Origin of the sequence: Pectobacterium jejuense (assembly GCF_026800125.1) — a bacterium.
In the GTDB taxonomy this organism is placed as follows: Bacteria; Pseudomonadota; Gammaproteobacteria; order Enterobacterales; family Enterobacteriaceae; genus Pectobacterium; species Pectobacterium jejuense.
Window position 1 is genome coordinate 293,007 of record NZ_JAPQKX010000006.1, and the last position, 23,364, is coordinate 316,370.

15 protein-coding genes and 1 pseudogene are annotated in these 23,364 nt (G+C 52.4%); 9 read left to right on the forward strand and 7 right to left on the reverse strand.

Annotated features, from left to right (window positions below):
* Positions 1–66: 66 nt before the first annotated feature.
* The 4 genes from nifJ to NXT09_RS13480 all read left to right on the forward strand — a co-directional run bounded on the left by nifJ (position 67) and on the right by NXT09_RS13480 (position 6,449).
* On the forward strand, positions 67–3,600 hold the full coding sequence (gene nifJ, locus NXT09_RS13465; RefSeq protein ID WP_268580007.1) for a pyruvate:ferredoxin (flavodoxin) oxidoreductase: 3,534 nt from the start codon (positions 67–69) through the stop codon (positions 3,598–3,600).
* 241 nt (positions 3,601–3,841) lie between these two features.
* The gene (cybB, locus tag NXT09_RS13470; protein WP_039487812.1) at positions 3,842–4,378 is read left to right on the forward strand and encodes a cytochrome b561; all 537 of its coding nucleotides are present in this window, start codon (positions 3,842–3,844) and stop codon (positions 4,376–4,378) included.
* 21 nt (positions 4,379–4,399) lie between these two features.
* A complete protein-coding gene (locus tag NXT09_RS13475) occupies positions 4,400–5,197 on the forward strand; it encodes a deaminated glutathione amidase (protein WP_268580008.1) in 798 nt (265 codons plus the stop codon).
* A 184-nt stretch (positions 5,198–5,381) separates the two neighbouring features.
* The gene (locus NXT09_RS13480; RefSeq protein ID WP_240584563.1) at positions 5,382–6,449 is read left to right on the forward strand and encodes a L,D-transpeptidase family protein; all 1,068 of its coding nucleotides are present in this window, start codon (positions 5,382–5,384) and stop codon (positions 6,447–6,449) included.
* Between the two features lie 63 nt (positions 6,450–6,512).
* On the opposite strand, the pseudogene NXT09_RS13485 reads toward NXT09_RS13480, so the two are convergent.
* Positions 6,513–7,781: pseudogene (locus NXT09_RS13485) on the reverse strand (O-acetylhomoserine aminocarboxypropyltransferase/cysteine synthase family protein); the annotation flags it as partial.
* Positions 7,782–8,114: 333 nt separating this feature from the next.
* On the opposite strand from NXT09_RS13485, the gene NXT09_RS13490 reads away from it, so the two are divergent.
* Positions 8,115–9,602, forward strand: a complete 1,488-nt coding sequence (locus tag NXT09_RS13490; RefSeq protein WP_268580009.1) for a mannitol dehydrogenase family protein — start codon at positions 8,115–8,117, stop codon at positions 9,600–9,602.
* Here NXT09_RS13490 and NXT09_RS13495 read toward each other — a convergent pair.
* The gene (locus NXT09_RS13495) at positions 9,595–9,969 is read right to left on the reverse strand and encodes a hypothetical protein (RefSeq protein WP_205553396.1); all 375 of its coding nucleotides are present in this window, start codon (positions 9,967–9,969) and stop codon (positions 9,595–9,597) included. The two genes, NXT09_RS13490 and NXT09_RS13495, sit on opposite strands and share 8 nt — an antisense overlap.
* Positions 9,970–10,353: 384 nt before the next feature.
* Between NXT09_RS13495 and NXT09_RS13500 the strand changes: the two genes are divergently transcribed.
* Entirely contained in the window at positions 10,354–11,880 is a 1,527-nt protein-coding gene (locus NXT09_RS13500) for an MFS transporter (protein ID WP_039274273.1), read from the forward strand.
* A gap of 198 nt (positions 11,881–12,078) precedes the next feature.
* Here NXT09_RS13500 and NXT09_RS13505 read toward each other — a convergent pair whose 3' ends face one another.
* The 5 genes from NXT09_RS13505 to NXT09_RS13525 form a co-directional block, all read right to left on the reverse strand.
* The gene (locus NXT09_RS13505; protein WP_205553407.1) at positions 12,079–13,089 is read right to left on the reverse strand and encodes an AI-2E family transporter; all 1,011 of its coding nucleotides are present in this window, start codon (positions 13,087–13,089) and stop codon (positions 12,079–12,081) included.
* Between the two features lie 170 nt (positions 13,090–13,259).
* Entirely contained in the window at positions 13,260–14,207 is a 948-nt protein-coding gene (locus NXT09_RS13510; RefSeq protein ID WP_268580010.1) for a FecR domain-containing protein, read from the reverse strand.
* Entirely contained in the window at positions 14,204–14,728 is a 525-nt protein-coding gene (locus tag NXT09_RS13515; RefSeq protein WP_240584559.1) for a sigma-70 family RNA polymerase sigma factor, read from the reverse strand. The genes NXT09_RS13510 and NXT09_RS13515 overlap by 4 nt, the downstream gene beginning before the upstream one ends.
* A 170-nt stretch (positions 14,729–14,898) precedes the next feature.
* Positions 14,899–17,262, reverse strand: a complete 2,364-nt coding sequence (locus NXT09_RS13520) for a TonB-dependent siderophore receptor (protein WP_205553412.1) — start codon at positions 17,260–17,262, stop codon at positions 14,899–14,901.
* Positions 17,263–17,987: 725 nt separating this feature from the next.
* Complete coding sequence (locus NXT09_RS13525; RefSeq protein ID WP_010282300.1) at positions 17,988–18,380, reverse strand: hypothetical protein; 393 nt, start codon at positions 18,378–18,380, stop codon at positions 17,988–17,990.
* Between the two features lie 900 nt (positions 18,381–19,280).
* Here NXT09_RS13525 and acs point away from each other — a divergent pair.
* The 3 genes from acs (at position 19,281) to actP (ending at position 23,334) form a co-directional block, all read left to right on the forward strand.
* The gene (gene acs / locus NXT09_RS13530) at positions 19,281–21,242 is read left to right on the forward strand and encodes an acetate--CoA ligase (RefSeq protein WP_205553414.1); all 1,962 of its coding nucleotides are present in this window, start codon (positions 19,281–19,283) and stop codon (positions 21,240–21,242) included.
* Between the two features lie 125 nt (positions 21,243–21,367).
* Positions 21,368–21,679, forward strand: a complete 312-nt coding sequence (locus tag NXT09_RS13535; RefSeq protein ID WP_011092414.1) for a DUF485 domain-containing protein — start codon at positions 21,368–21,370, stop codon at positions 21,677–21,679.
* Positions 21,676–23,334: a cation/acetate symporter ActP gene (actP, locus tag NXT09_RS13540; RefSeq protein ID WP_010295745.1), complete on the forward strand. Its 1,659-nt coding sequence runs from the start codon at positions 21,676–21,678 to the stop codon at positions 23,332–23,334. The genes NXT09_RS13535 and actP overlap by 4 nt, the downstream gene beginning before the upstream one ends.
* Positions 23,335–23,364 lie beyond the last annotated feature (30 nt).

Genomic DNA, 23,364 nt, shown 5'->3' on the forward strand with positions numbered 1-23,364 from the left:
ATCATTTTCATCGCCCGAAAAGACCATGTAAAATGAAAGGCTTAGTGAGCAAGAAGGCTATAAGTCATGATCACCACCGACGGTAATAACGCAGTCGCCTCCGTGGCCTGGCGAACCAATGAAGTCATCGCCATTTATCCCATCACCCCCAGCTCCAGCATGGCTGAACACGCAGCCGCCTGGTCGAGCGACGGCGGGCTGAATATATGGGGAGATACGCCCCGCGTTGTTGAAATGCAATCGGAAGGCGGCGCGATCGCTACCGTCCACGGCGCATTGCAGACGGGCACACTCGCCACCACGTTCACCTCATCGCAGGGTCTGCTGCTGATGATCCCCACGCTGTATAAGCTGGCCGGTGAACTAACGCCATTCGTCCTGCACGTCGCTGCCCGTACGGTTGCGACGCATGCGCTTTCTATCTTCTGCGATCACTCGGACGTCATGGCCGTGCGCCAGACGGGTTGTGCCATGCTGTGCGCCAGCAATGTGCAGGAAGCGCAGGATTTTGCGCTGATTTCGCAAATCGCCAGCCTGAACAGCCGCCTGCCGTTTATCCATTTCTTCGACGGTTTCCGTACTTCACACGAAATTAATAAAATTGAGCCGCTGAGCGATGACGTGATCCGCCAGCTTCTGCCACAGGCATCCATTGACGCACACCGTGAGCGAGCGCTCACACCGGAACGTCCTGTGATTCGTGGTACCGCCTCTAACCCGGATACCTTCTTCCAGGCGCGCGAAGCCACTAACCGCTGGTATGACGCGGCTTATGAGCACGTTGAGCAGGCGATGAACGATTTCGCCGCCGCGACAGGTCGCCAGTATCAGCCGTTTGAATACTACGGCCACCCGGAAGCGACCAAAATCGTTGTCCTGATGGGTTCCGGCGTCGGCACCTGCGAAGAAGTGATCGATACGCTGCTAACGCGCGGCGAGAAAGTCGGCGTGGTGAAAATCCGCCTGTATCGTCCGTTCTCCGCCAAACATCTGTTGGCCGTTATTCCGCAAACGGCGAAGAGCATCGCGGTGCTGGACCGTACGAAAGAGCCAGGTGCGCTAGCAGAACCGCTGTATCTCGATGTGATGACCGCGCTGGCAGAGGCGTTCTCCGCAGGTGAGCGTTCACTCATGCCGCGCGTGATTGGTGGCCGTTATGGGTTGTCTTCCAAAGAATTTACCCCGCAGTGCATACAGGCGATCTTTAATGAGTTAGCGCTTGCTAACCCACGACCGCGCTTCACTGTCGGGATTTATGACGACGTCACCAATCTGTCTCTGCCGCTGCCGGAACAGCATTTTCCCAGCGGCGCATCGCTCGAAGCCCTGTTCTACGGTCTGGGCAGTGACGGCACCGTTTCTGCGACCAAGAACGCGATCAAAATCGTCGGTGAAACCACCCCGATGTTTGTACAGGGCTACTTTGTCTATGACTCGAAGAAAGCCGGTAGCCTGACCGTTTCCCACATGCGTGTGGGCCCGCACCCGATCAACTCAGCCTACCTGATCGATCAGGCTGATTTCGTCGCCTGTCATCAGTGGCAGTTTATTGATAAGTACAGTATGGTCGAACGGCTTAAGCCCGGCGGCGTTTTCCTGATCAACTCGCCGTATAGCAGCGACGATCTGTGGCACCGTTTGCCGCAGGAAGTGCAGGCAGGGCTGAATCAGCGCAACGCTCGCGTGTACTGCATCAATGCCGCCAAGATTGCCCGCGAGTGTCATCTGGGCGCGCGCATCAACACCGTCATGCAGATGGCGTTCTTCCACCTGTCACAGATTCTGCCAGCCGATGTCGCGGTGGAAAAACTGCGTACCGCCATCGCCAAGAGCTACGGCAGTAAAGGTCAGGAGCTGGTTGAACGTAACTGGCAGGCGCTGAGCGCCACATTGGAAGCGCTGGCAGAAGTGCCGCGGGAAGCCGTCAATCCAGACAGCCCGCAGCGCCCGCCAGTGGTTTCCGACGCCGCGCCCGATTTCGTCAAGACCGTCACGGCCGCGATGCTGGCTGGCTTGGGTGATACGCTGCCCGTCTCTGCCCTTCCGCCTGATGGCACCTGGCCGACTGGCACCACCAAGTGGGAAAAACGTAATATCGCGGAAGAGATTCCGCTGTGGCAGCCGCAGCTTTGTACGCAGTGTAACCACTGCGTCGCTGCTTGCCCGCATTCGGCTATCCGCGCCAAAGTCGTCCAGCCTGATGCGATGGAAAATGCACCTGCTTCACTGCAATCGCTGGATGTGAAAGCCCGCGACATGCGCGGCCAGAAATACGTGTTGCAGGTCGCCCCGGAAGACTGCACTGGCTGTAACCTGTGTGTGGAAGTGTGTCCGGCCAAAGACCGTCAGAACCCAGAAATCAAAGCCATCAATATGGAATCCCGTCTGGATAATCTGACGGCAGAGAAAGAGAACTACGATTTCTTCCTGCAATTGCCGGAAATCGACAAATCCACGCTGGAACGTATCGATATCCGCACTTCTCAGCTAATTTCGCCGCTGTTCGAGTACTCTGGTGCCTGTTCCGGCTGTGGCGAAACGCCGTACATCAAGCTGCTGACGCAGCTCTATGGCGATCGTCTGCTGGTCGCGAATGCGACGGGCTGTTCCTCTATTTATGGCGGTAACCTGCCCACCACGCCGTGGACGACAGATGCCAACGGCCGCGGCCCGGCCTGGGCTAACTCGCTGTTCGAGGATAACGCCGAATTCGGTCTGGGCTTCCGCCTGAGCGTCGATCAGCACCGCCAACGTGCCGTTCGCCTGCTCAACAAACTGGCACCGCAACTGCCGCCGGATCTGGTTAACGCGTTGCAAGAAGAGTCCATTGTGCCCGATCTGCGCCGTCAGCAGATTGAACAGCTACGTGGGTTGCTGGCAGCTATCAATGATAACGACGCCAAGGTGCTGGCGAGCGAAGCCGACCACTTTGTCGATAAATCTATCTGGCTTATCGGCGGTGACGGCTGGGCGTACGATATCGGCTACGGCGGGCTGGATCACGTCATGAGCCTGAGCGAAAACGTCAACGTGCTAGTGCTGGATACGCAATGCTACTCCAACACCGGCGGACAGCAGTCCAAAGCGACGCCGCTGGGCGCAGTCACCAAGTTTGGCGAGAAAGGCAAACGCAAAGCGCGTAAAGATCTCGGCATCAACGTCATGATGTACGGTCACGTGTATGTCGCGCAGATTTCACTGGGCGCACAGCTGAACCAGACGGTGAAAGCGATTCAGGAAGCCGAAGCCTGGCCGGGCCCATCACTGATTATCGCGTACAGCCCATGCGAAGAACACGGCTACGATCTGGCATTCAGCCACGATCAGATGCGTCAATTGACGGCAACGGGCTTCTGGCCGCTCTACCGCTTCGACCCGCGTCGTGCCGAAGAAGGGAAAGCCGCGCTGGTCACCGATTCTCGTCCGCCATCAAGCAGCCTGAGTGAAACGCTGATGAAAGAGCAACGCTTCCGCCGCCTGAATAACATGATGCCGGAAGAAACCGCACAGCTCTATGAAGAAGCGGAGCTGGATCTGCGTCGTCGCTTTGACTTCCTGACAATGATGGCAGGTAAGGCAGAAAAAAACCCGCAGGAATAATCGTTCCCCCAAACCGGCTTCGGCCGGTTTTTTTATGGCGTGCCATCCTTGGCCGCCACCCTTACGGGCCGTTGCGTTTTCCCCGATCCGAACGAGGTGAATACCGAAGAATCCAGCGCGGATGGCCCAGTTTGTCAGGCATGGTAAAGAGGGGCTGACAAGACGCAAGTTACCTTATACTTTATGAGATTATTCGCTCGTTACGGTGTCAAACCGCTCTCAACGTCGCAGAGGACGAAACATGAAAGGAAAGTTCGCACCATCGCAGATTGCATTGCACTGGCTGGTTTTTCTGTTGCTCGTTGTGACTTATGCCACCATCGAGCTACGCGGATTTGCAGAACGCGGTTCGCTGCTGCGCACCGTGATGATGGTGACGCACTTTAGCTGCGGCGTAGCCATACTGGTTCTCATGCTGGCTCGCCTGTTCTTGCGCCATCGGCACACCTCGCCCGCCATTACGCCACAGCCTCCTCGCTGGCAAAGCGCGCTAGGTTCGCTCACCCACGCGGTTATTTACCTGCTGTTTATCACGCTGCCGATATTGGGCGTTGCCTCACGCTATTACAGCGGCCGGGACTGGATGCTTTTTGGTATCGGCATGCCAACAGCCGCAACGCCGAATTTCGATCTGGCTGAAACGCTGATCGGCTGGCATGAAACGCTGGCGCCATTAGGCTACTGGCTCATTGCCGCGCATACCGCCGCTGCCCTGTTCCACCACTATGTTATGAAAGACAACACGCTGCTGCGCATGATGCCAGCCAAGCGCGATTAATCGGGCCACGAAGGAGCAAGCATGAAAGTCGCACTGGGACAATTCGCCGTTGACCGCGAGTGGCAGCAAAACGCCACGACCATCACTGAGTTTATGTCGGCAGCACAGCAAAACGGTTCCGACCTGCTGGTGCTGCCCGAAGGCGTGCTGGCTCGCGATATCACCAATCCCAACATGGTGCTCACTGCGGCTCAACCGCTTGATGGCCCGTTTATCTCGCATCTGCTGGAAGCCAGTAAGGGCAGCAATCTGACAACCATGCTGTGTGTGCATATCCCGAATGGCGAAGGGAAAGTCTGGAACACGCTGCTGGCACTGCGCAACGGCGAGATCGTTGCTCAATACCGGAAGCTGCATCTGTACGATGCATTTTCCGTACAGGAATCGGAAAACGTACTGGCAGGCGAAGAGGTTCCGCCGCTGTTGAGCATCGCCGGGCTGAACGTCGGACTGATGACCTGCTATGACATTCGCTTCCCCGAGCTTGCACGCCGCTTGGTGCTGGACGGCGCAGACGTACTCGTTCTTCCCTCCGCCTGGATTAAGGGGCCGCTGAAAGAAGCGCATTGGGAATTATTGGTGCGCGCCAGAGCACTGGAAAACACGACCTATCTCGTCGCCGTTGGCGAGTGCGGCGTCAAGAATATCGGCAACAGCATGGTGGTCGATCCTTTAGGCGTTGTCGTGGTTCAGGCTCCGGAAACACCGGCTCTCATCTATGCCGACATTGACCTAGAACGGCTGGCGTATGCCCGTCAGATTCTCCCGGTACTGGCTAATCGCCGCTTTCAAAAACCCACGTTAGACGGGAAAAATTGAGTCGCGGTTCACTCTACGCTGCTTACTTTCTCATTCATGCGCCAAAAAGTGTGATTAGTTACACATGTTGTTTCCCTCGGAGGCCATTCTGCACATATAATGCGCATCCGGTCGTCATGGCGACCCTAGCAGACCAGCCTCCTGATTCGGGGGGTGCATTTACCACTCAAATAAAGAAACGAAAATGAGTATTCGCGCGATCTTTACTTTAGTTCTTGCAGCCGCCGCATTCAGCCAGGCCGCTTTTGCCGTTGTTTATCCTCTGCCTGCGGCTAACAGCCGACTGGTAGGCGAGAATATCGAAATCACCGTACCGGAAGATAGCACACAGCCGTTGGAACATTTCGCAGCACAGTTCCAAATGGGCCTGAGCAACATGATGGAAGCCAACCCAGATGCGGACGTTTACCTGCCGATTCCCGGCAGCAAAATGGTCATTCCTCATCAGTTGATTCTGCCAGATGCACCGCGTGAAGGCATTGTCATCAACAGCGCAGAAATGCGTCTGTACTACTATCCGAAAGGCTCCAAGACTGTGGTCGTGCTGCCAATCGGCATTGGTGAGTTAGGTAAAGATACGCCGATTAACTGGACAACGTCTGTTCAGCGCAAGAAAGCGGGCCCAACCTGGACGCCAACCGCGAAGATGCACGCAGAATATGCGGCACGCGGTGAAACCCTGCAAAAAGTTTTCCCAGCAGGCCCAGATAACCCAATGGGGCTGTATGCGCTGTACATCGGTAACCTGTACGCGATCCACGGTACCAACGCCAACTTCGGTATTGGTCTGCGCGTAAGCCACGGCTGCGTTCGTCTGCGCGACGATGATATCAAATATCTGTTCAACAACGTTCCGGTCGGTACGCGCGTTCAGTTCATCAATGAGCCAGTGAAAGCCACCGTTGAGCCAGATGGTTCACGCTATGTTGAAGTTCACAATCCGCTGTCTCGCACGGTAGAAGAATTCCATTCTGATTCTCCGGCACCGATCAGCATGACGCCAAAAGTGAGCAAAGTTCTGGCCGACGCCAGCGTGAACACCAGCGAAGTTGATCAGGCAATCCAGAGACGTTCTGGTATGCCGACCAAAATCAATGGTCTGATCGAACAAGCCACGCCAGCAATTCCGGTTGAATCTGTTGCGGCACCTGTTGCACCAGAAGCACAGCCGCAAGATAGCCTAAATGCCGTGCAAAATGCCGCACCGGTTGAAGCACAGACGACGACCGCAGCTGACGCTAACCGTTCGTAATCACCGATGACGCGTTGGAAACCCATTCAGGTTTCCAACGCGTTTCTCTAATATCCCTACCGTTTACATTTTCTGTGAGGCTTCCAGCGCCTGCGCCACATCAGCGATGATGTCGTCAATGTGCTCAATGCCGACCGAAATTCTGACCAGATCCTCACTCACGCCCGCTTTTGCCAGCTCTTCCGCATTTAACTGCCGATGCGTGGTACTTGCCGGATGGCACGCAAGCGATTTGGCATCGCCAATATTGACCAGTCGTAAAATCATCTTCAGCGCATCAATAAAATGCCCCCCTGATGCTTTCCCGCCTTTAATGCCAAAGCTAATAATCCCAGACGCCTTACCCGAGGTAATTTTGTCGCAGTTTGCTTTATAAGGGCTATCCGGCAACGCGCCGTAGTTCACCCAGGTCACCAGCGGATGCTGATTCAGGTAGCCAGCCAGCGCTTCGGCATTGCTGCAATGGCGTTCGATGCGCAAGCTGAGAGTTTCCAGGCCCTGCAACAGCAAGAACGTGCTATGAGGAGGAAGCGCCGCGCCGGTATTGCGCAGCGGCACCACGCGGCAGCGCCCAATATAGGCCGCCGGACCGAAAGCGTCGGTATACACCACACCGTGGTAAGACGGATCGGGCTCATTCAATAACGGGAAACGCGCTTTGTTCGCGACCCAGTCAAACTTGCCGGAATCGATAATCGCGCCGCCGATTGTGGTGCCATGACCGCCGATGTATTTGGTCAGTGAATGGACGACGATATCTGCACCGTGCTCAAAAGGTCGGCACAGCACGGGCGTCGCCACCGTGTTATCAACAATCACCGGGACGCCGTGACGATGCGCAATCTCCGCGATTTTCGCAATATCGACGATATTTCCCGCCGGATTCCCGATAGATTCACAAAAAACAGCGCGAGTGCGGTCATCAATCAGCGATTCCAGCGTCGTAAAATCATCAAAAGAGGCCATCCGTACTTCAACCCCCTGACGCGGCAGCGTGTGGGCAAACAGGTTATAGGTGCCGCCATACAGCTGGCTGGTACTGACGATATTGTCCCCAACCTGCGTGAGCGCCTGAAGCGAATACGTAATTGCTGCCATACCGGAGGAAAGCACCAACGCGCCGATGCCGCCCTCAATCGCCGCCAGCCGCTGTTCCAGCACCGCATTCGTCGGGTTCATGATACGGCTATAGATATTGCCCGCCACCTTCAGATCAAACAGATCGGCACCGTGCTGCGTGTCATCAAATGTGTAAGAGGTCGTCTGGTAAATCGGCACGGCTGCGGACTTCGTTGTCGCTTCAGATTCATAACCATGATGTAGCGCGAGGGATTAAAGTTTCATCTTACGGGCCTTTTTGTTGATCGTTGAAGTGGGAAAAATATCCAGACAAAATAGCAGACAGCGATCGGGAAAAGCACTTGATGATGTAGAAGAAATGGAGATAAGTTAGTAAAAACAAGACTAAATTTCAGCGTTACATTATTACGCTGAAGCCCCCTCACAAAACCGTGATCCGCCGCTGAACCCAATCTGAAAAAGCGTTAAAATTTGCGCAGAGAAAAAAACGTGCGCACCGTAACCTATCTGCGCGTCACGTATTGCACCGCCTGCAAATCACAGCTACTTTTAACGTTATAAATCCCCCCACCCGAAGCGCAATAAATGACTGATAAAATAAAAAATATCGCTACCTGCGAATTGCCTGCTAGCGTCCAATTCCCCCACTACGATCGTAAGGCGCTGAAGCCACGCATCGTCCATATCGGTTTTGGTGCTTTTCATCGCGCGCATCAGGCACTGCTCACCGATCGCGTGCTGAATATGGTGGGAGGAGACTGGGGAATTTGTGAAGTCGTGCTGTTCAGCGACGACACCATGATCACTGCGCTGCGCCAGCAGGATCATCTGTTTACCGTGTTAGAAAAAGCGGCGACGGACAACCAGCCAATTGTTGTCGGTGCCGTGTGTGAATCGTTACATGCCAAAATAGAAGGCATTGGCGCAATTATTGAGAAACTCGCCGCGCCAGAAACCGCCATCGTTTCCCTGACGATTACCGAAAAAGGCTATTGCATGGATGGGACGAGCGGCAAGTTGGATCGGACCAATAAGCTGATTCAGCAGGATCTCATCGATCCTCGTCATCCCGCTTCGGTACCGGGATTGCTGGCGGAAGCGCTGCGCTTACGTCACGAGCGTGGGATTGCGCCGTTCACCGTCCTCTCATGCGATAACGTGCCGGAAAATGGCAAAACGGCCAAAGCAGCCGTGCTGGAATCTGCGGGGCTCAACGATCAGAGCCTGATCGATTGGATCGAGGCCAAGGTTTCTTTCCCGAATACGATGGTGGATCGCATTGTCCCTGCCGCGACGCCAGAAGCGTTGCAGGAAATTGCCGATCACCTTGGCGTCGCCGATCCCTGTGCAATAGCCTGTGAACCCTTTATTCAATGGGTGATCGAAGATCATTTCACTGCCGGACGTCCTGAGTGGGAAAAAGCGGGCGTGCAGCTGGTGCATGACGTCCTGCCGTTTGAAGAAATGAAACTGCGCATGCTGAATGGTAGCCACTCGTTTTTAGCCTATCTGGGCTATCTTGCCGGTTATGATCACGTCAGCGACTGTATGAATGACGAGAACTATCGCCGCGCCGTGTCTCATCTCATGCTGCTGGAGCAGGCACCAACGCTCAGCGTAGTGGATATCGACCTGAAAGATTATGCCGTTCAGTTGCTTACTCGTTTTTCCAACCCAGCGCTCAAGCATCGAACCTGGCAAATCGCGATGGATGGTTCACAAAAGCTGCCCCAGCGCATGCTGGAATCGCTACGCTGGCATGTGCGTAATGGAGGAGACTATCGCTGTCTGGCATTAGGGATCGCTGGCTGGATGCGTTATGTCAGCGGAAAAGATGATGCAGGCAACCCTATCGAGATCCGCGATCCGCTGGCTGACAAACTCAGACAGGCCGTTGAAGAAACGTCAGATAGCGCCGAGCGAGTCAGCGCGTTTCTCAATATTCGTTCTATTTTCGGCGAAGATCTGTCAACAAACCACGATGTCTTCAACGCTATCGCACAGGCTTATCTGAAGCTGCGCGATCACGGCGCAAAGAACACCGTGGCTGCACTGGTACAAGACTTTAAATAACGATAAATCCTAGCAGCACAAGGTATAACGCACTTTGGACACCCAGCGCCAGAGTGCGGCCTTTCCCCTTCGTTTCATCCAGCCACGGCAGCGATGACCAACTCATTCCACCACCGATGACCGCGATCAACAACATCGCCACGGCAACCAGCCAAACGAGCTTATCCAACAGCGAATTGGGAAACAAAATTTGCAGTGCGGAAACGACGAGAAACAGCGTAACGCAACGTAATACCCCGACCAAAATACCTGCACGATCTCTCAACCCACGCGGTGCGGAAGACGGTAACCAGGCCTGAAAAGCAAACAACCCAACCACGGCAATAAAAATCACATAAATAATGGCATAGACCAGCAAATGACTCACGTTACGGCTCCTGATGAGGGAATACGATAAAGTAAACTGGGCGGGATGATGACGACATTTCCTCTCTGCGGTCAATGCGTTATTTCATACCATGCTATCGATTTGTGGGGCAGCGCCCACTTATCGCCTCGCCGCCAATCTGCACGTACAATGCTTTCCCGTAATAAATTTACATACTTTGTAAGTTAAGAACACAAAGACACGATCAAAGAATTATAAAAAGCAAATTAAAATATCTTATTTCATGATCTGTCTGACAGATCGCCATTAAAAGCGCGCTAAAGCGTGATCGTCAGTTTACTTTCCTTTCAATAGAGCAAATGATAAAGAAATGATAGTTCAATAGAACTGAAATATTGTTTCATCTTTGTAATTAGGCTGATCATGAATAAACCAATCTCTTTTAAACACACGTTCTGCTACGGCAGCGCGAACCTGCTTGGCAGTGGCGCGCTTGCTATCAGCGGCGCATGGCTGATGTACTTTTACACCACATTCTGTGGGTTAACATTGGTTCAGGCTGCTGCTATCTTCTCCGTTGCCAGCATCATCGATGCGATCAGTAACCCTATCATGGGGTACATCAGCGATAACTTCTATAACACCCGAGTGGGTCGCCGATTTGGCCGCCGCCGCTTCTTTATTTTGCTGGGTGTCCCGCTGGTGCTGGTCTACCCCATGCTATGGGTTGAAGGCTTTGGCTTCTGGTACTATCTGGCGACGTACGTGCTGTTCGAGCTGATTTACACCTCGATCATGGTGCCGTATGAGACGCTGGCTACCGAAATGACCTCTGACTTTAAACTGCGCTCTAAGCTGACAGGTTCTAAAGCCATTTTCGGTAAAATCGCCAATTTCCTGGCAGCATTCATTCCAGGGCAGTTTATTGCCATCTACGGTAAAGATTCAGCAACGCCATTCTTCTACACCGGTCTGGTTTACGGTGCCATTATGTGTGCGGCGATGATCGCGCTGTACATGACATCCTGGGAACGTCCGGTCAACGAAATCGTCCGTGAAAGCACGTCCAGCCTGTGGCAAGCGATGAAAAAGCTGAGCGTGGATATGGTTTCCACCTTCCGTCTGCGTATTTTCCGCAAGCATCTGGGGATGTATCTGTTTGGCTTTGGCGCTGAGTGGCTTTTCGCTTCCGCGTTCACCTACTTCATCGTCTTTGGTCTGAAGCAGAACACGGCGCTGGTATCACACCTCAATAGCTTCAGCTCAATTATGCAGCTCATTTCTACCGCTGCCTTCATCGGTATCTGCGTCAAAATGGGCTTTGCGCGACCATTCCGTCTGGCTCTGATGGTGGTGATTGTCAGCGTGATGGCGTATGCCGCGCTCTATTTCGCTAACTGGTCAGAAGACATGACCATCTTTGTTCTGTTCGCGATTACTGCCGTATTTGGCCTGAGCACGGGCGGTATCTACTACATTCCGTGGACGGTTTATACCTTCCTGGCCGATGTGGATGAAGTTCTGACCGGGCGTCGTCGTGAAGGGATTTACGCCGGTGCCATGACGTTTGCCGGTAAAATGGTTCGCTCTGTGATTGTCTTCGCGATGGGCTGGACGCTGAGCCAATTCGGCTTTGTCTCCGGGCAGTCAGTGCAGCCAGAAACTGCCGTACAGGCAATTGTTGGCGTGTTCTCGCTGGGTGTTATCGGTCTTGCTCTGGTTGCGATTTACTACACCACGCAGATGAAGCTGGATCGTAAGAACCACGCCATTCTGTTGGAAGAGATTGCACGTATCAAAGCGGGTGGCGCGATTGCCGATGTTCCGGCTCATGCTCGCGCTGTCGCAGAAGAGCTGACGGGCTGGGAATATGAGAAGTGCTGGGGTAACAACCCGTTAGGCGTTCAGTCGGAAGAGGCTAAACCGCAGGTTGCTACTGCACAGCATTAATTGAAGACGTTCATTTATTGAAAATGCCGTTTACTGAAACAAGCGTCGATTGAAAACAGACATCAATTAGCGGTCATCAACTAAAAACAATCAGCCCAATCTCGTATTGGGCTGATTCATTTAGCGCGTCGTATTTCGATTAACTGAGCGGGTAGGATATGGCAGGCGCTCGCATCAATCACCTGCCAACATGCAGCATTAAATCAACGAGGCTTCTTTCAATTCGCTTTTCAGATAAGCGTAATAAATCGGGGCTGCAATCACACCGGACAAGCCAAACGCCGCTTCAAACACCAACATCGCCAGCAGGATTTCCCACGCGTGCGCTTTGATCCTCGTCCCAACGATTTGTGCATTCAGGAAGTACTCAAACTTGTGAATCAGCATCAAATACACCAGCGCGACCAGCGCAATCGGCAATGAAAGCGATAAGCCAGACAGGAAAACGATCGAATTGGAGATCAGGTTACCAATCACCGGCAGCAAACCGAAAACGAAGGTAAGCACCACCAGCGTTTTGGCAAACGGCAGATGGATACCACACAGCGGCAGAGCGCCAAGAATGAAAATGGCAGACAGCACCGTGTTAACCGCAGAGATTTTCACCTGCGCGAAAACGATGTTGCGGAACGAGGCCGACAGCAGCGAAACCCGGCGCAGTAACTCCGCTTTGAGTAACGGTTTTTCCGTGTCTTTATCAACGTTATAAAGCGAGACAATCGCGCCAAGCACCATACCAATCAGCATCGTCACAAAGCCATGTAGAAAACTTTTCCCCATGTTCTGCAACATCACAATATGTGCCTGAACCCATTGCAGCAGCTCGTGCTGGAGCTCTTCAATACTGACTGGCAGATACCCCGGTAAGTAGTGGACGATCTGCTGCTGAATATCATTGAGGATATAGCCAATGCGCACATTGAAGGCCGCCGTATCCTTCATTTCCTGCATCAACAGCCCGACCAGACTGCCAAACAATAGACTCAACAGACTGACGACCAACGTGCTGATCACGGCGACCACGATCCAGCGGGCGCGCTTACCGCTGATGACCCGTTGAAAATAGGGCGTCAGTAAATTCACAATTTCATACACCAAAAAACCGGCGATAAAGCAGGCCAGCAGGCGTAAAGGCAGCAATAGAAGCAGGCCGCCCATAATAAAGAAAAAGCTCAGCAGGCGAGCTTGTTTCAGATTCAGTAACTGCATGATGACATCCCGTATGAAGAGGCAACGCTGAGGGTACTCTTTGTGGAGTATGTTACGCCTTTTTCGGTACCAACAGATTGATATATATGCGCCAGATTTACGTCTATTCTGCGAGTGATAACAAACGAGGGATATTTTTGGTGTTTTATCAGCGAAATACCAGCCGTGTTTTAGCTCGGACGGATATCCACCCACCAGGAAAAACGCCGGGTCACCTTCACTGGCAGCGTCCGCACAACGGCGTCAAGCAGGCGATCGGTTTCATGTAGCGGAAAAACGCCCGAAATCCGTAGCGTCGTCACCGCAGAATCAACATGAAAATAACCGTGGTGATAGCGGGCAATTTCATTAACGAACTGTCCTAACGGCATGTTATCCGCGACCAGTTGCCCTTTGCGCCAGCTCTGGCGGAAATTCTCAACGGGCGCGGGTTCACTGCTCCTGTCTCGGGTAAAGATAACCTGCTGCCCTGCCGTCACGCGCTGCGCAGCGGGTACAGCCGTTTGTAGCAAGACCTCACCGCTAAAAACGGAGAGAACGCTGTGGGCGGACGTATAGCGCAGCGCTAATTGGCAGGAATGCGCAGAAGCCGCGAGGTCGCCATGAGGCGTGGTCAGCCGGGCGGCGTGAGCCGTTCGGTTATCCAACATCAATTCGCCTTTGAGCAATTGAAACGTCAGCGGCTGAGACAACGCGGGGTTGCCCTGCTGATTCAATGCCGAATCCGTATTGAGCCAGACGGTCATCCCCGTTTCGATGTTGAGCTCAAGCGTTTCGCCCGTTCCCGTGTGGTAATCCGCCGCATAGCTTTCCCACGGCAGACTAAAGCCCACACCTCCGGTAAGGCTGGCAATCGCCAACAGTTTGAGCATGCGCCGACGTTCACCACCTCGCTTGCTCAGCACCGAAGAGGCTAATTGGCTGTCTACCGCGTGGAAGCGGGCGTGAATCTGTTCAACCTGCTGCCAGGCAAGCCGGTGGGTATCATCCTGATGTAACCATCGCTGCCATGCCTGACGCTCGTGTTCGGAGCAGTCTTCGTCATACAGCGTGGCATACCACTCAGCGGCGGCATGAAGAACATCTTTCGGAATAGAAGAAGTAATAGAGGAAATCATAAGTCCTGACACAATAGACAATTCAGCATTGCCTGTGCCATATATTTTTTCACCATCCGCTCGGAAACGGCTAATTGTTCAGCAACCTGCCGATAGGTCAGGCCATCAAGATGCACGAGCAAGAATGCCTGACGCACTTTGCCCGGCAACGTCGCCAGCATTTGGTCGATGGCCATCAGCGCATCCACTACCATAGCCTGCTGTTCCAGTGAGGGAGAAAAAGTAAACTCCTGCTCTGCCAGCACCTGAAGATAAGCATTCTCGATGTCTTTACGTCGCCAGTGATTGACCACCAGCCCGTGGGCGACCGTCGTTAGCCAGGCACGCGGTTCACGGATGCGATCGGCCTGATGCTGGCAGATCAAACGTAGAAACGTATCCTGAGCCAGATCCGCTGCCTGCTGAGAACACCCCAAACGTCGACGCAACCACGCCTGTAACCAAGCATGATGGTCATGATAAATCTGCTGAACGTTTAAGGTTTCAGGCTGATGGGGGCAGGCAGCGGCGGGACTCTTCACGGTATTCGCTCAATGTGACAGCAATGAAATGATTTTCATTATCATTAAAAGCAAAGTCAACGACTATTCGCGTTTATCATGCCGATTACACGAAAAAGGAGGGCGTGTAGGGATTGCATGCAAAAAGAAAGAAGCCCGGGGCTTCTTTCAGTGAGAGTCGAGAAGGAGGATTACCAGCGATAGCTGACATTCGCGCTAACGTTACGGCCTTCACCGTAGTAGCACCAGTAGTTACAGGCGCTGACATACTCGCGGTTTGTCAGGTTGGTTGCATTAACCTGCAACCGCCAGTCTTTGCTGAAATCATAGGCGATCATCGCATCCCACAGCGTATAAGCTGGAACCTTCATGTCTGCTGAATTGGCAATGTCACCGTAAGAGCTGCCAACATAACGCACACCGCTGCCGATACTTAATCCTTCCAGCTTGCCGTTAAAGGCATAAGTCGCCCAGCCAGACACGATCTGTTCAGGCAGTCCCGGTAGGCGTTTACCCACTTCACCGACGGTACCTGATTTGGTCGTTTCCACTTCGTTGTATGTGTAGTTTGCCGTCAGCGTTAGACCGGTATACACCTCACCGCTCAATTCTAATTCAAGGCCGCGTGAACGCGCTTCACCCGCCTGAATAGTCAGACTTGGGTTTTTAGGATCCGTCGTTTTAACGTTTTTCTGTTCCAGATTAAACAGAGCAGCAGAAGCATAGCCGTTAAAGCCTTCTGGCGTATATTTCACGCCAACTTCCGTCTGCTGGCCTTCTTCCGGTACATAAGGACGTTCGTAACCATCACGACCCGACACTGGCAAGAACGATTCCGAGTAGCTGACGTAAGGAGAAATACCGTTATCAAACAGGTACATTACCCCAGCAGTCTTGGTAAATTTGGTATCGTCGGTGCGAGTATCAGCGCCTGATGAAAAATTACGGTCGCGAGACTTCGCCACGTCGTAACGTCCACCCAGCAAGAAGATCAGACGCTCGTCATACTTAATCTGGTTCTGAACATAATACCCGGTCTGATGGCGGCCAGAGCGGTGAGCAAACAGTTGGCTGTCCGGCGACGTATAGTTGCCGTAAACCGGATTAAAGATGTCGATAGGGCTACCAAAGGCGTACAGGTTTCCATCGCGACTTTGCGTATTAGCACGGCGGTAGTCGAACCCAAGCAGCAGGGTATTTTCAATGTCTTCCCACTGCCATTCTCCCACTAAACGGTTGTCCGTAGCCCAGTTTTGCGCAAAGCCGTCACGGTAGGTCAGCCCACGATTAGCCTGACGATCGTTCGCCATACTCAGCGCATAAGCATTGCGCAGATCCAAATTCAGATAGGCGTAATTCACATTCTGGTGGAACGTCCAGGTGTCGTTCAGATGATGCGTGAATTCATAGCCCAGAGTGAACTGCCGGGTATCGTGGCGGTTCATACCCGGTTCGCCCAGCGACGTTTTATAGCCGACTTTGCCAAACGGCGTGCCCTGCAGTGTACCGTACGGCAGCTTAAAGCCGTTGGTCGTGTCGGATTTCGTATCCATGTAGCTGGCTAACACGGTCAATTCCGTGTCTTCTCCGAGGAACGTGACGCTCGGTGCCAGATAAAGGCGCTTGCTCTTCGAGAAGTCCATCTCGCCCGAGGTATCACGCGCTAACGCAACCACTCGATACAGCACCGAGCCGTCATCATTTAGCGGACCTGCGCTATCGACAGCCAGATGGCGATAATCGTTAGAGCCGTATTCCAGCTCGACTTTCCCCTGCGGCAAACGCGTTGGTCGTTTGGAGATGACGTTAACCAGACCGCCCGGCGGGTTTTGCCCGTACAGAACGGAGGCTGGGCCTTTCAGGACTTCGATACGCTCGACGCCGAACGGCTCAATCTGCTGGCCGTAGAATCCATCTTCATTCAGCGTCGCCAGGCCATTTTGAAACCGAGACTGATCGCTAAATCCACGAATAGTCACCCATTCGGCTTTATTGTCCGGCCCGTATGGCGTCGCGAGAATACCGCTGCTATAGCGCAGCGCCTGATCGATCTTTTGCGCGCCGCGCTCTTCGATCTGCTTCTCCGTCACAACCGCCACCGCACGTGGTGTCTCTGAAATCGGCACATCCAGCTTCATTGCTGTATTCGGTGGAGCAGTAACGACGATCCGATCGTTTTTAGCGGTAGCAGGTGCTGATACAGGCTCACTCGCCGTACGCTGCACCAGCGTCACGCTACCATCGGCACTGTACTGTGCACTTAGGCCGCTGTTGCTGAGGATCTGCTGGAAACCCTGCTCAACGCTGTAGTTCCCCTGCAACCCCGCACCGCGCTTACCCGCCACGACAGCCGGATCGTAAGACAGCAATACGCCAGCCTGCTGGGCAAATTGATTGAGCACCTGATTGAGCGGGCCAGACGACACCGCATATTGCTGGACAGGTGCAGCAGACGCAGCATAGGCCGCCGCCATTGGCAACACTGAGGCAAACGATGCCCCAAGTACCCCGGCACGTAAAGTACGCGCCAATAGGTGGGTACGGAATTTAACCATTATTTATCCCCTATCGCATAAGAAACGCTTGTTTTCAGAAGCTATGCCAATTGAGAACGTAAAAAGGGGAACCAGAAATCGAAAAATAATTAAAGTAATCGTTATCAATCAGAAATATTAGGGAAAATACGTTGCCAATATTGGTAAACCGATACGGTGACTAATAAAAACTGACGTCGATTTTATCAAAACGTGCTATATGGCGATAAGCGCTATATAAGCTAAACCACATCCATAATTAGACGATAGTCTATTTATTTATTCGTCATCCTGGCGGATTCAACACGCTAAAAATAAAGAAAATTTACAGAGCTTATTACCAGTGTTTAATAAACCATGATGTCTACAGGAATAATTCACGCGTAATCAGAAGGGAGAGTGAATAGGCAAGAAGCAGGGCTGGATAAGAGCGAAACGTTTCGCTGATTATTTTAAACAGGCATAATATATGCAATAAAATAGTTAACCATCTATTTTTATTAATTTTTCACATCATTGTGACTAATAAAGAACGCTTTTTATTCTCCATCCACAAAAGCTACGTGTTGCTTTATCGTTCTGCTGGCCGTCAGTGAGTATTAGAGAAATCGATTACTTGAGAGAAAACGGGGCTAAGGTAGCTATAGCAACGTTATTAATAGCAATAATTTTTCTTTTGTCGTTATTTTTCACTGAAAAATACACAACCCTACTCTTCCGGCCAGATAATCTACGATTACTCAAGCTCACGACGCCAGATTTGTCGAAGGCTCAACTGCATCCTGGTTTAGGATCAGCAAAGAAAGCACCCGGTTTTCGACGTTCAGTTTCGAAAAAGACAGCGTACTTAGCTGCTTTTTGGTAAAGCCATCAGACAACAAATCCGAGACCACGCGCGTACTCAACATGTTGGAATTCGTCATAAAATCGTGATAGGCAAACTTCACGTTGATAGGTAGTACATCATCAATTGAGACGGGCGTATTCATTTCAGCACGCAATCCAAAATGGGCGTTGAAGGCAGAATTCGCACAGACGACCTTACATTTCTCGTCAATCACCGCCACTGCACGTCTATCATTCTGAACTGGTTGAGAAAGCATGCCTAAAATCTCATTCCGGCCAAATATCAGACTCATTGTTTCCTCTGCATCATGCTATGTAAAAAGATATCTCACAGCGCGCTATGACGCCACGGCGCACCATTGATAAGCAATCAACCTACCGGAATTTAAAAGGTTTCCGGACTAATAGTGTTCTTCCCCACCCCAGAAAATCACCTAATCAAAATAGTGAATTTCACTAACCGGAACCGTTTACACGTTCTCAGGCTACCGGGGCTCAAACATCTGCCGCCTTACTCAGCGTCAGTGATGTTGGGTATATCTATGTTATTTATTTTTGGAAACCGAATATTTCTGAATCAGATACAAAAAATAACACTTCATTTTTCTTTTTTCAGCGGCTAGCACACGGCATCTTTACGCTTTTAAGAAGGTCGACATCTGTGCTGTGGAACCCACCTAAAGTGTAGATTATTCACACTTATCTGCCCGTTGATAATCAGATAAATCTATTTCATTAATAGTCTACATATAATTAACAACTGGAACAAAATTTCAACACATCAGCCATAGTTGAACGCGCTAAATAGCTGGCCTACGTAGGAATATACTCTGAACAGGATTTTTACTATCGGCTGAATAAGCGGGATCTTTATGCCTTTTGATCGTAAAGGGCGATCAAAAACTTGATAACAATAGATATAATCTATTGAAAACAATGAATTGATCGTTTATGACATTATAACAGCCCTGATAATTCTGCTGGCAGTCATATTGTGACATACATCACTTACTGCATTTTGGCTACCACGAAAAAGTTGCCTATTTTCTGAGCCGAAAGACTATCTTTTAAGTAATCCCCCACTGCTTTTCCTGCATTGCGTGATCAATCGCGCAAAAAAGAAACAAAGATAACTGGTTAACTAGAATTAACCATTATTTGACATAGCATTAACATGTTTAAGGAGAAGCGCTATGACACAACATAATAAACACGCTATTCCCGCTTCAATTGCGGAAAATGCACTGATAAATGCCCAGCAATACAAAAATATGTATCAGCTGTCCGTTGACGACCCCGACGCCTTTTGGGGCGAACAAGGAAAGATCGTCGACTGGATCAAACCTTATAAAACGATCAAGAACACCTCATTCGACCCCGGCCACATCAGTATCCGCTGGTTTGAAGACGGTACACTCAATGTGGCAGCAAACTGCCTGGATCGCCATCTGGCCGAGCGTGGCGATCAAACCGCCATCATCTGGGAAGGTGATGACGCGACAGAAAGTAAAAAAGTCACCTACCGTGAGCTGCATCAGTCCGTGTGCCGCTTCGCCAATGTGCTGAAGTCGCAGGGCGTCAAAAAAGGCGATGTTGTTGCTATTTATATGCCAATGGTGCCGGAAGCAGCGGTGGCAATGCTGGCCTGCGCCAGAGTCGGGGCGATTCATTCGGTGATCTTCGGGGGCTTCTCTCCCGAAGCGATTTCCGGGCGCATCATCGACTCCAATGCCAAATTAGTTATCACTGCCGATGAAGGCGTACGCGCCGGACGAGTGATTCCGCTGAAGAAGAATATTGATGAGGCGTTAAAGAATCCGAACGTCACCACCATTTCCAGCGTTATCGTTTTCCGCCGCACAGGTAAGATCGGTGAATGGCAGGACGGGCGCGATCTGTGGTGGCACGATCTGGTTGAAAAAGCAGACGATCATTGTCCGCCAGAAGAGATGAATGCGGAAGATCCGCTCTTTATTCTTTATACGTCAGGTTCGACCGGCAAACCCAAAGGCGTGTTGCACACCACCGGTGGCTATCTGGTTTATGCTGCGCTGACCTTCAAGTATGTCTTCGACTATCATCCCGGCGACATTTACTGGTGTACGGCGGACGTTGGCTGGGTCACGGGGCACAGTTACCTGCTTTATGGCCCACTGGCATGCGGTGCGATTACGCTGATGTTCGAAGGTGTACCAACGTGGCCAGACGCCAGCCGCATGGCGCAAGTGGTCGATAAGCATAAGGTCAACATCCTCTATACCGCTCCCACCGCGATCCGCGCGCTGATGGCTGAAGGTGATAAAGCGATCGAGGGCACATCGCGTGAATCCCTTCGGATCATGGGTTCCGTCGGTGAACCGATCAACCCAGAAGCCTGGGAATGGTATTTCAACAAAATCGGCAATGGCAAATGCCCTATCGTCGATACCTGGTGGCAGACAGAGACGGGCGGCTTCATGATTACCCCTCTGCCCGGCGCGATTGAAGCGAAAGCCGGCTCCGCGACGCGCCCGTTCTTCGGTGTGCAGCCTGCGCTCGTCGATAACCTCGGTAACCCGCAAGAAGGCACCGCTGAAGGCAATCTGGTCATCGTGGATTCCTGGCCGGGTCAGGCACGAACCCTGTTTGGCGATCACGACCGCTTTGAGCAAACCTATTTCTCCACCTTTAAAGGCATGTACTTCAGCGGTGACGGCGCGCGCCGTGACGAAGATGGCTATTACTGGATCACGGGTCGTGTTGACGACGTGCTGAACGTTTCCGGGCACCGTCTGGGGACGGCGGAAATCGAATCAGCGCTCGTTGCACACCCCAAGATTGCCGAAGCAGCCGTGGTCGGCATTCCGCACCATATGAAAGGGCAGGCTATTTACGCCTACATTACGCTGAACCACGGCGAAGAGCCGTCCAGCGAGCTGTATACAGAAGTCCGCAACTGGGTGCGTAAGGAAATCGGTCCGATTGCTACACCGGACATCCTGCACTGGACTGACTCTTTACCCAAAACGCGGTCCGGTAAAATCATGCGTCGTATTTTGCGTAAAATCGCCGCCGGTGACACCAGCAATCTGGGGGATACCTCAACGCTGGCCGATCCTGGCGTCGTCGAAAAACTGCTCGAAGAAAAGCAGGCTATGAGTACCGCCTCTCAATAACTCTCTGACCCACCACTCTCTCCATTCCCGTAAGCCATGATGTGGCTTGCGGGAATGTGGGTGGCGATAAATCAGAAGGTGACGTCGCGGTCGCACTCAACCCTACAGATTACTGGAGACTTACGATGAATGATGCCATTTATCAACGGATTGAAAGTAACCCCTTATTCAGAGAACTGGTCAACAAGCGACAGCGTTTTGCCGCTTTTCTTTCACTCATCATGCTGGTGCTTTACGTCGGCTTTATTCTGCTGATCGCCTTTGCGCCTGGCTGGCTGGGAACGCCGATCGCTCCAGATTCCAGCATTACCCGCGGCATTCCGATTGGTGTGGGATTGATTGCGATTTCCTTCATTCTGACCGGCGTCTATGTGTATCGCGCTAACGGTGAATTTGATCGTCTGACCAAGCAGTTACTGGATGAGGTAAAGCAATGAAAATACGCTTTATGATGCTGTTCGGGCTTTTGACGCTGCCGGTGCTTGCGTGGGCAGCGGATGCCCTCACAGGAGATGTTCAGCGCCAGCCGCTGAATATTCAGGCCATCGTGATGTTTCTGCTGTTCGTCGGCGGCACGCTGTATATCACTTACTGGGCGTCGAAGAAAACCCGTTCACGTAGCGATTACTATACGGCAGGCGGCAACATTACCGGCTTCCAGAACGGGCTGGCGATTGCGGGCGACTACATGTCTGCCGCATCTTTCCTCGGTATTTCTGCGCTGGTCTATACCTCCGGCTACGACGGCCTGATTTACTCACTTGGCTTTTTGGTCGGCTGGCCAATTATTCTGTTTCTGATCGCAGAGCGGCTACGTAACCTCGGGCGCTATACCTTTGCTGACGTCGCATCCTACCGTTTGCAACAGCGCCCGATTCGCAGCCTCTCCGCCTGTGGTTCGCTGGTGGTTGTGGCGCTGTACCTCATCGCACAGATGGTGGGCGCGGGGAAACTCATCGAACTGCTATTCGGCCTCAATTACCACATTGCCGTGGTGCTGGTCGGTATTTTGATGGTGATGTACGTGATGTTTGGCGGCATGCTCGCCACCACATGGGTACAGATTATTAAAGCCGTCCTGCTGCTGTTCGGTGCCACCTTCATGGCTGTCATGGTCATGAAATCCGTGGGCTTCAGCTTTGACACTCTGTTCAAACAGGCAATGGCGGTTCACCCAAAAGGCGCGTCGATCATGAGCCCCGGCGGACTGGTCTCCGACCCGATATCCGCGTTGTCCCTTGGGTTAGGTCTGATGTTCGGTACGGCTGGTCTTCCGCACATCCTGATGCGTTTCTTCACCGTCAGCGATGCCAAAGAAGCACGAAAAAGCGTGTTCTATGCCACCGGATTCATGGGTTATTTCTACTTCCTGACCTTCATCATCGGTTTTGGTGCCATCCTGCTGGTCAGTGCGAACCCTGCGTTTAAGGACGCGACGGGTGCACTTATCGGTGGGAATAACATGGCGGCCGTGCATCTGGCCGATGCAGTCGGCGGTGACTTCTTCCTCGGCTTTATCTCTGCCGTGGCCTTCGCTACCATCTTGGCCGTGGTCGCCGGTCTGACGCTGGCGGGTGCCTCTGCCGTGTCCCACGATCTCTACTCTAACGTGATCAAGAAAGGGAAAGCGACGGAGCGTGATGAGCTGAAAGTCTCGAAAATCACCGTACTGGTGCTGGGCGTGGTGGCTATTTCGCTCGGTATCCTGTTTGAGAACCAGAACATCGCCTTCATGGTCGGGCTGGCGTTCTCCATCGCCGCGAGCTGTAACTTCCCGATTATTATCATCTCCATGTACTGGTCGAAGCTGACCACGCGCGGCGCGATGATCGGCGGCTGGGCGGGGCTGTTGACGGCCGTCATTTTGATGATATTAGGGCCGACGATCTGGGTGAAAATCCTCGGTCATGCTACGCCTATTTACCCTTACGACTATCCAGCGCTGTTCTCTATGCTGGTTGCGTTTATCGGTATCTGGTTCTTCTCCATCACCGATCGTTCCGAAGCCGGACAGCAGGAACGCGCACGCTTCCACGCACAGTTTGTCCGCTCACAAACCGGCGTCGGCGCATCAAAAGGCAGTTCCCACTAATCTATCTCTCTCTGGCCCGCGAAATGCGGG

Bases quoted from the DNA above. Each gene is read 5' to 3' on its own strand.
- NXT09_RS13520 (WP_205553412.1), bottom strand. From the start codon at position 17,262: ATGGTTAAATTCCGTACCCACCTATTGGCGCGTACTTTACGTGCCGGG.
- NXT09_RS13500 (WP_039274273.1), top strand. From the start codon at position 10,354: ATGAATAAACCAATCTCTTTTAAACACACGTTCTGCTACGGCAGCGCG.
- NXT09_RS13475 (WP_268580008.1), top strand. From the start codon at position 4,400: ATGAAAGTCGCACTGGGACAATTCGCCGTTGACCGCGAGTGGCAGCAA.
- actP (WP_010295745.1), top strand. From the start codon at position 21,676: ATGAAAATACGCTTTATGATGCTGTTCGGGCTTTTGACGCTGCCGGTG.
- NXT09_RS13535 (WP_011092414.1), top strand. From the start codon at position 21,368: ATGAATGATGCCATTTATCAACGGATTGAAAGTAACCCCTTATTCAGA.
- acs (WP_205553414.1), top strand. From the start codon at position 19,281: ATGACACAACATAATAAACACGCTATTCCCGCTTCAATTGCGGAAAAT.
- NXT09_RS13490 (WP_268580009.1), top strand. From the start codon at position 8,115: ATGACTGATAAAATAAAAAATATCGCTACCTGCGAATTGCCTGCTAGC.
- cybB (WP_039487812.1), top strand. From the start codon at position 3,842: ATGAAAGGAAAGTTCGCACCATCGCAGATTGCATTGCACTGGCTGGTT.
- NXT09_RS13505 (WP_205553407.1), bottom strand. From the start codon at position 13,089: ATGCAGTTACTGAATCTGAAACAAGCTCGCCTGCTGAGCTTTTTCTTT.
- NXT09_RS13525 (WP_010282300.1), bottom strand. From the start codon at position 18,380: ATGAGTCTGATATTTGGCCGGAATGAGATTTTAGGCATGCTTTCTCAA.
- NXT09_RS13510 (WP_268580010.1), bottom strand. From the start codon at position 14,207: ATGATTTCCTCTATTACTTCTTCTATTCCGAAAGATGTTCTTCATGCC.
- NXT09_RS13480 (WP_240584563.1), top strand. From the start codon at position 5,382: ATGAGTATTCGCGCGATCTTTACTTTAGTTCTTGCAGCCGCCGCATTC.
- nifJ (WP_268580007.1), top strand. From the start codon at position 67: ATGATCACCACCGACGGTAATAACGCAGTCGCCTCCGTGGCCTGGCGA.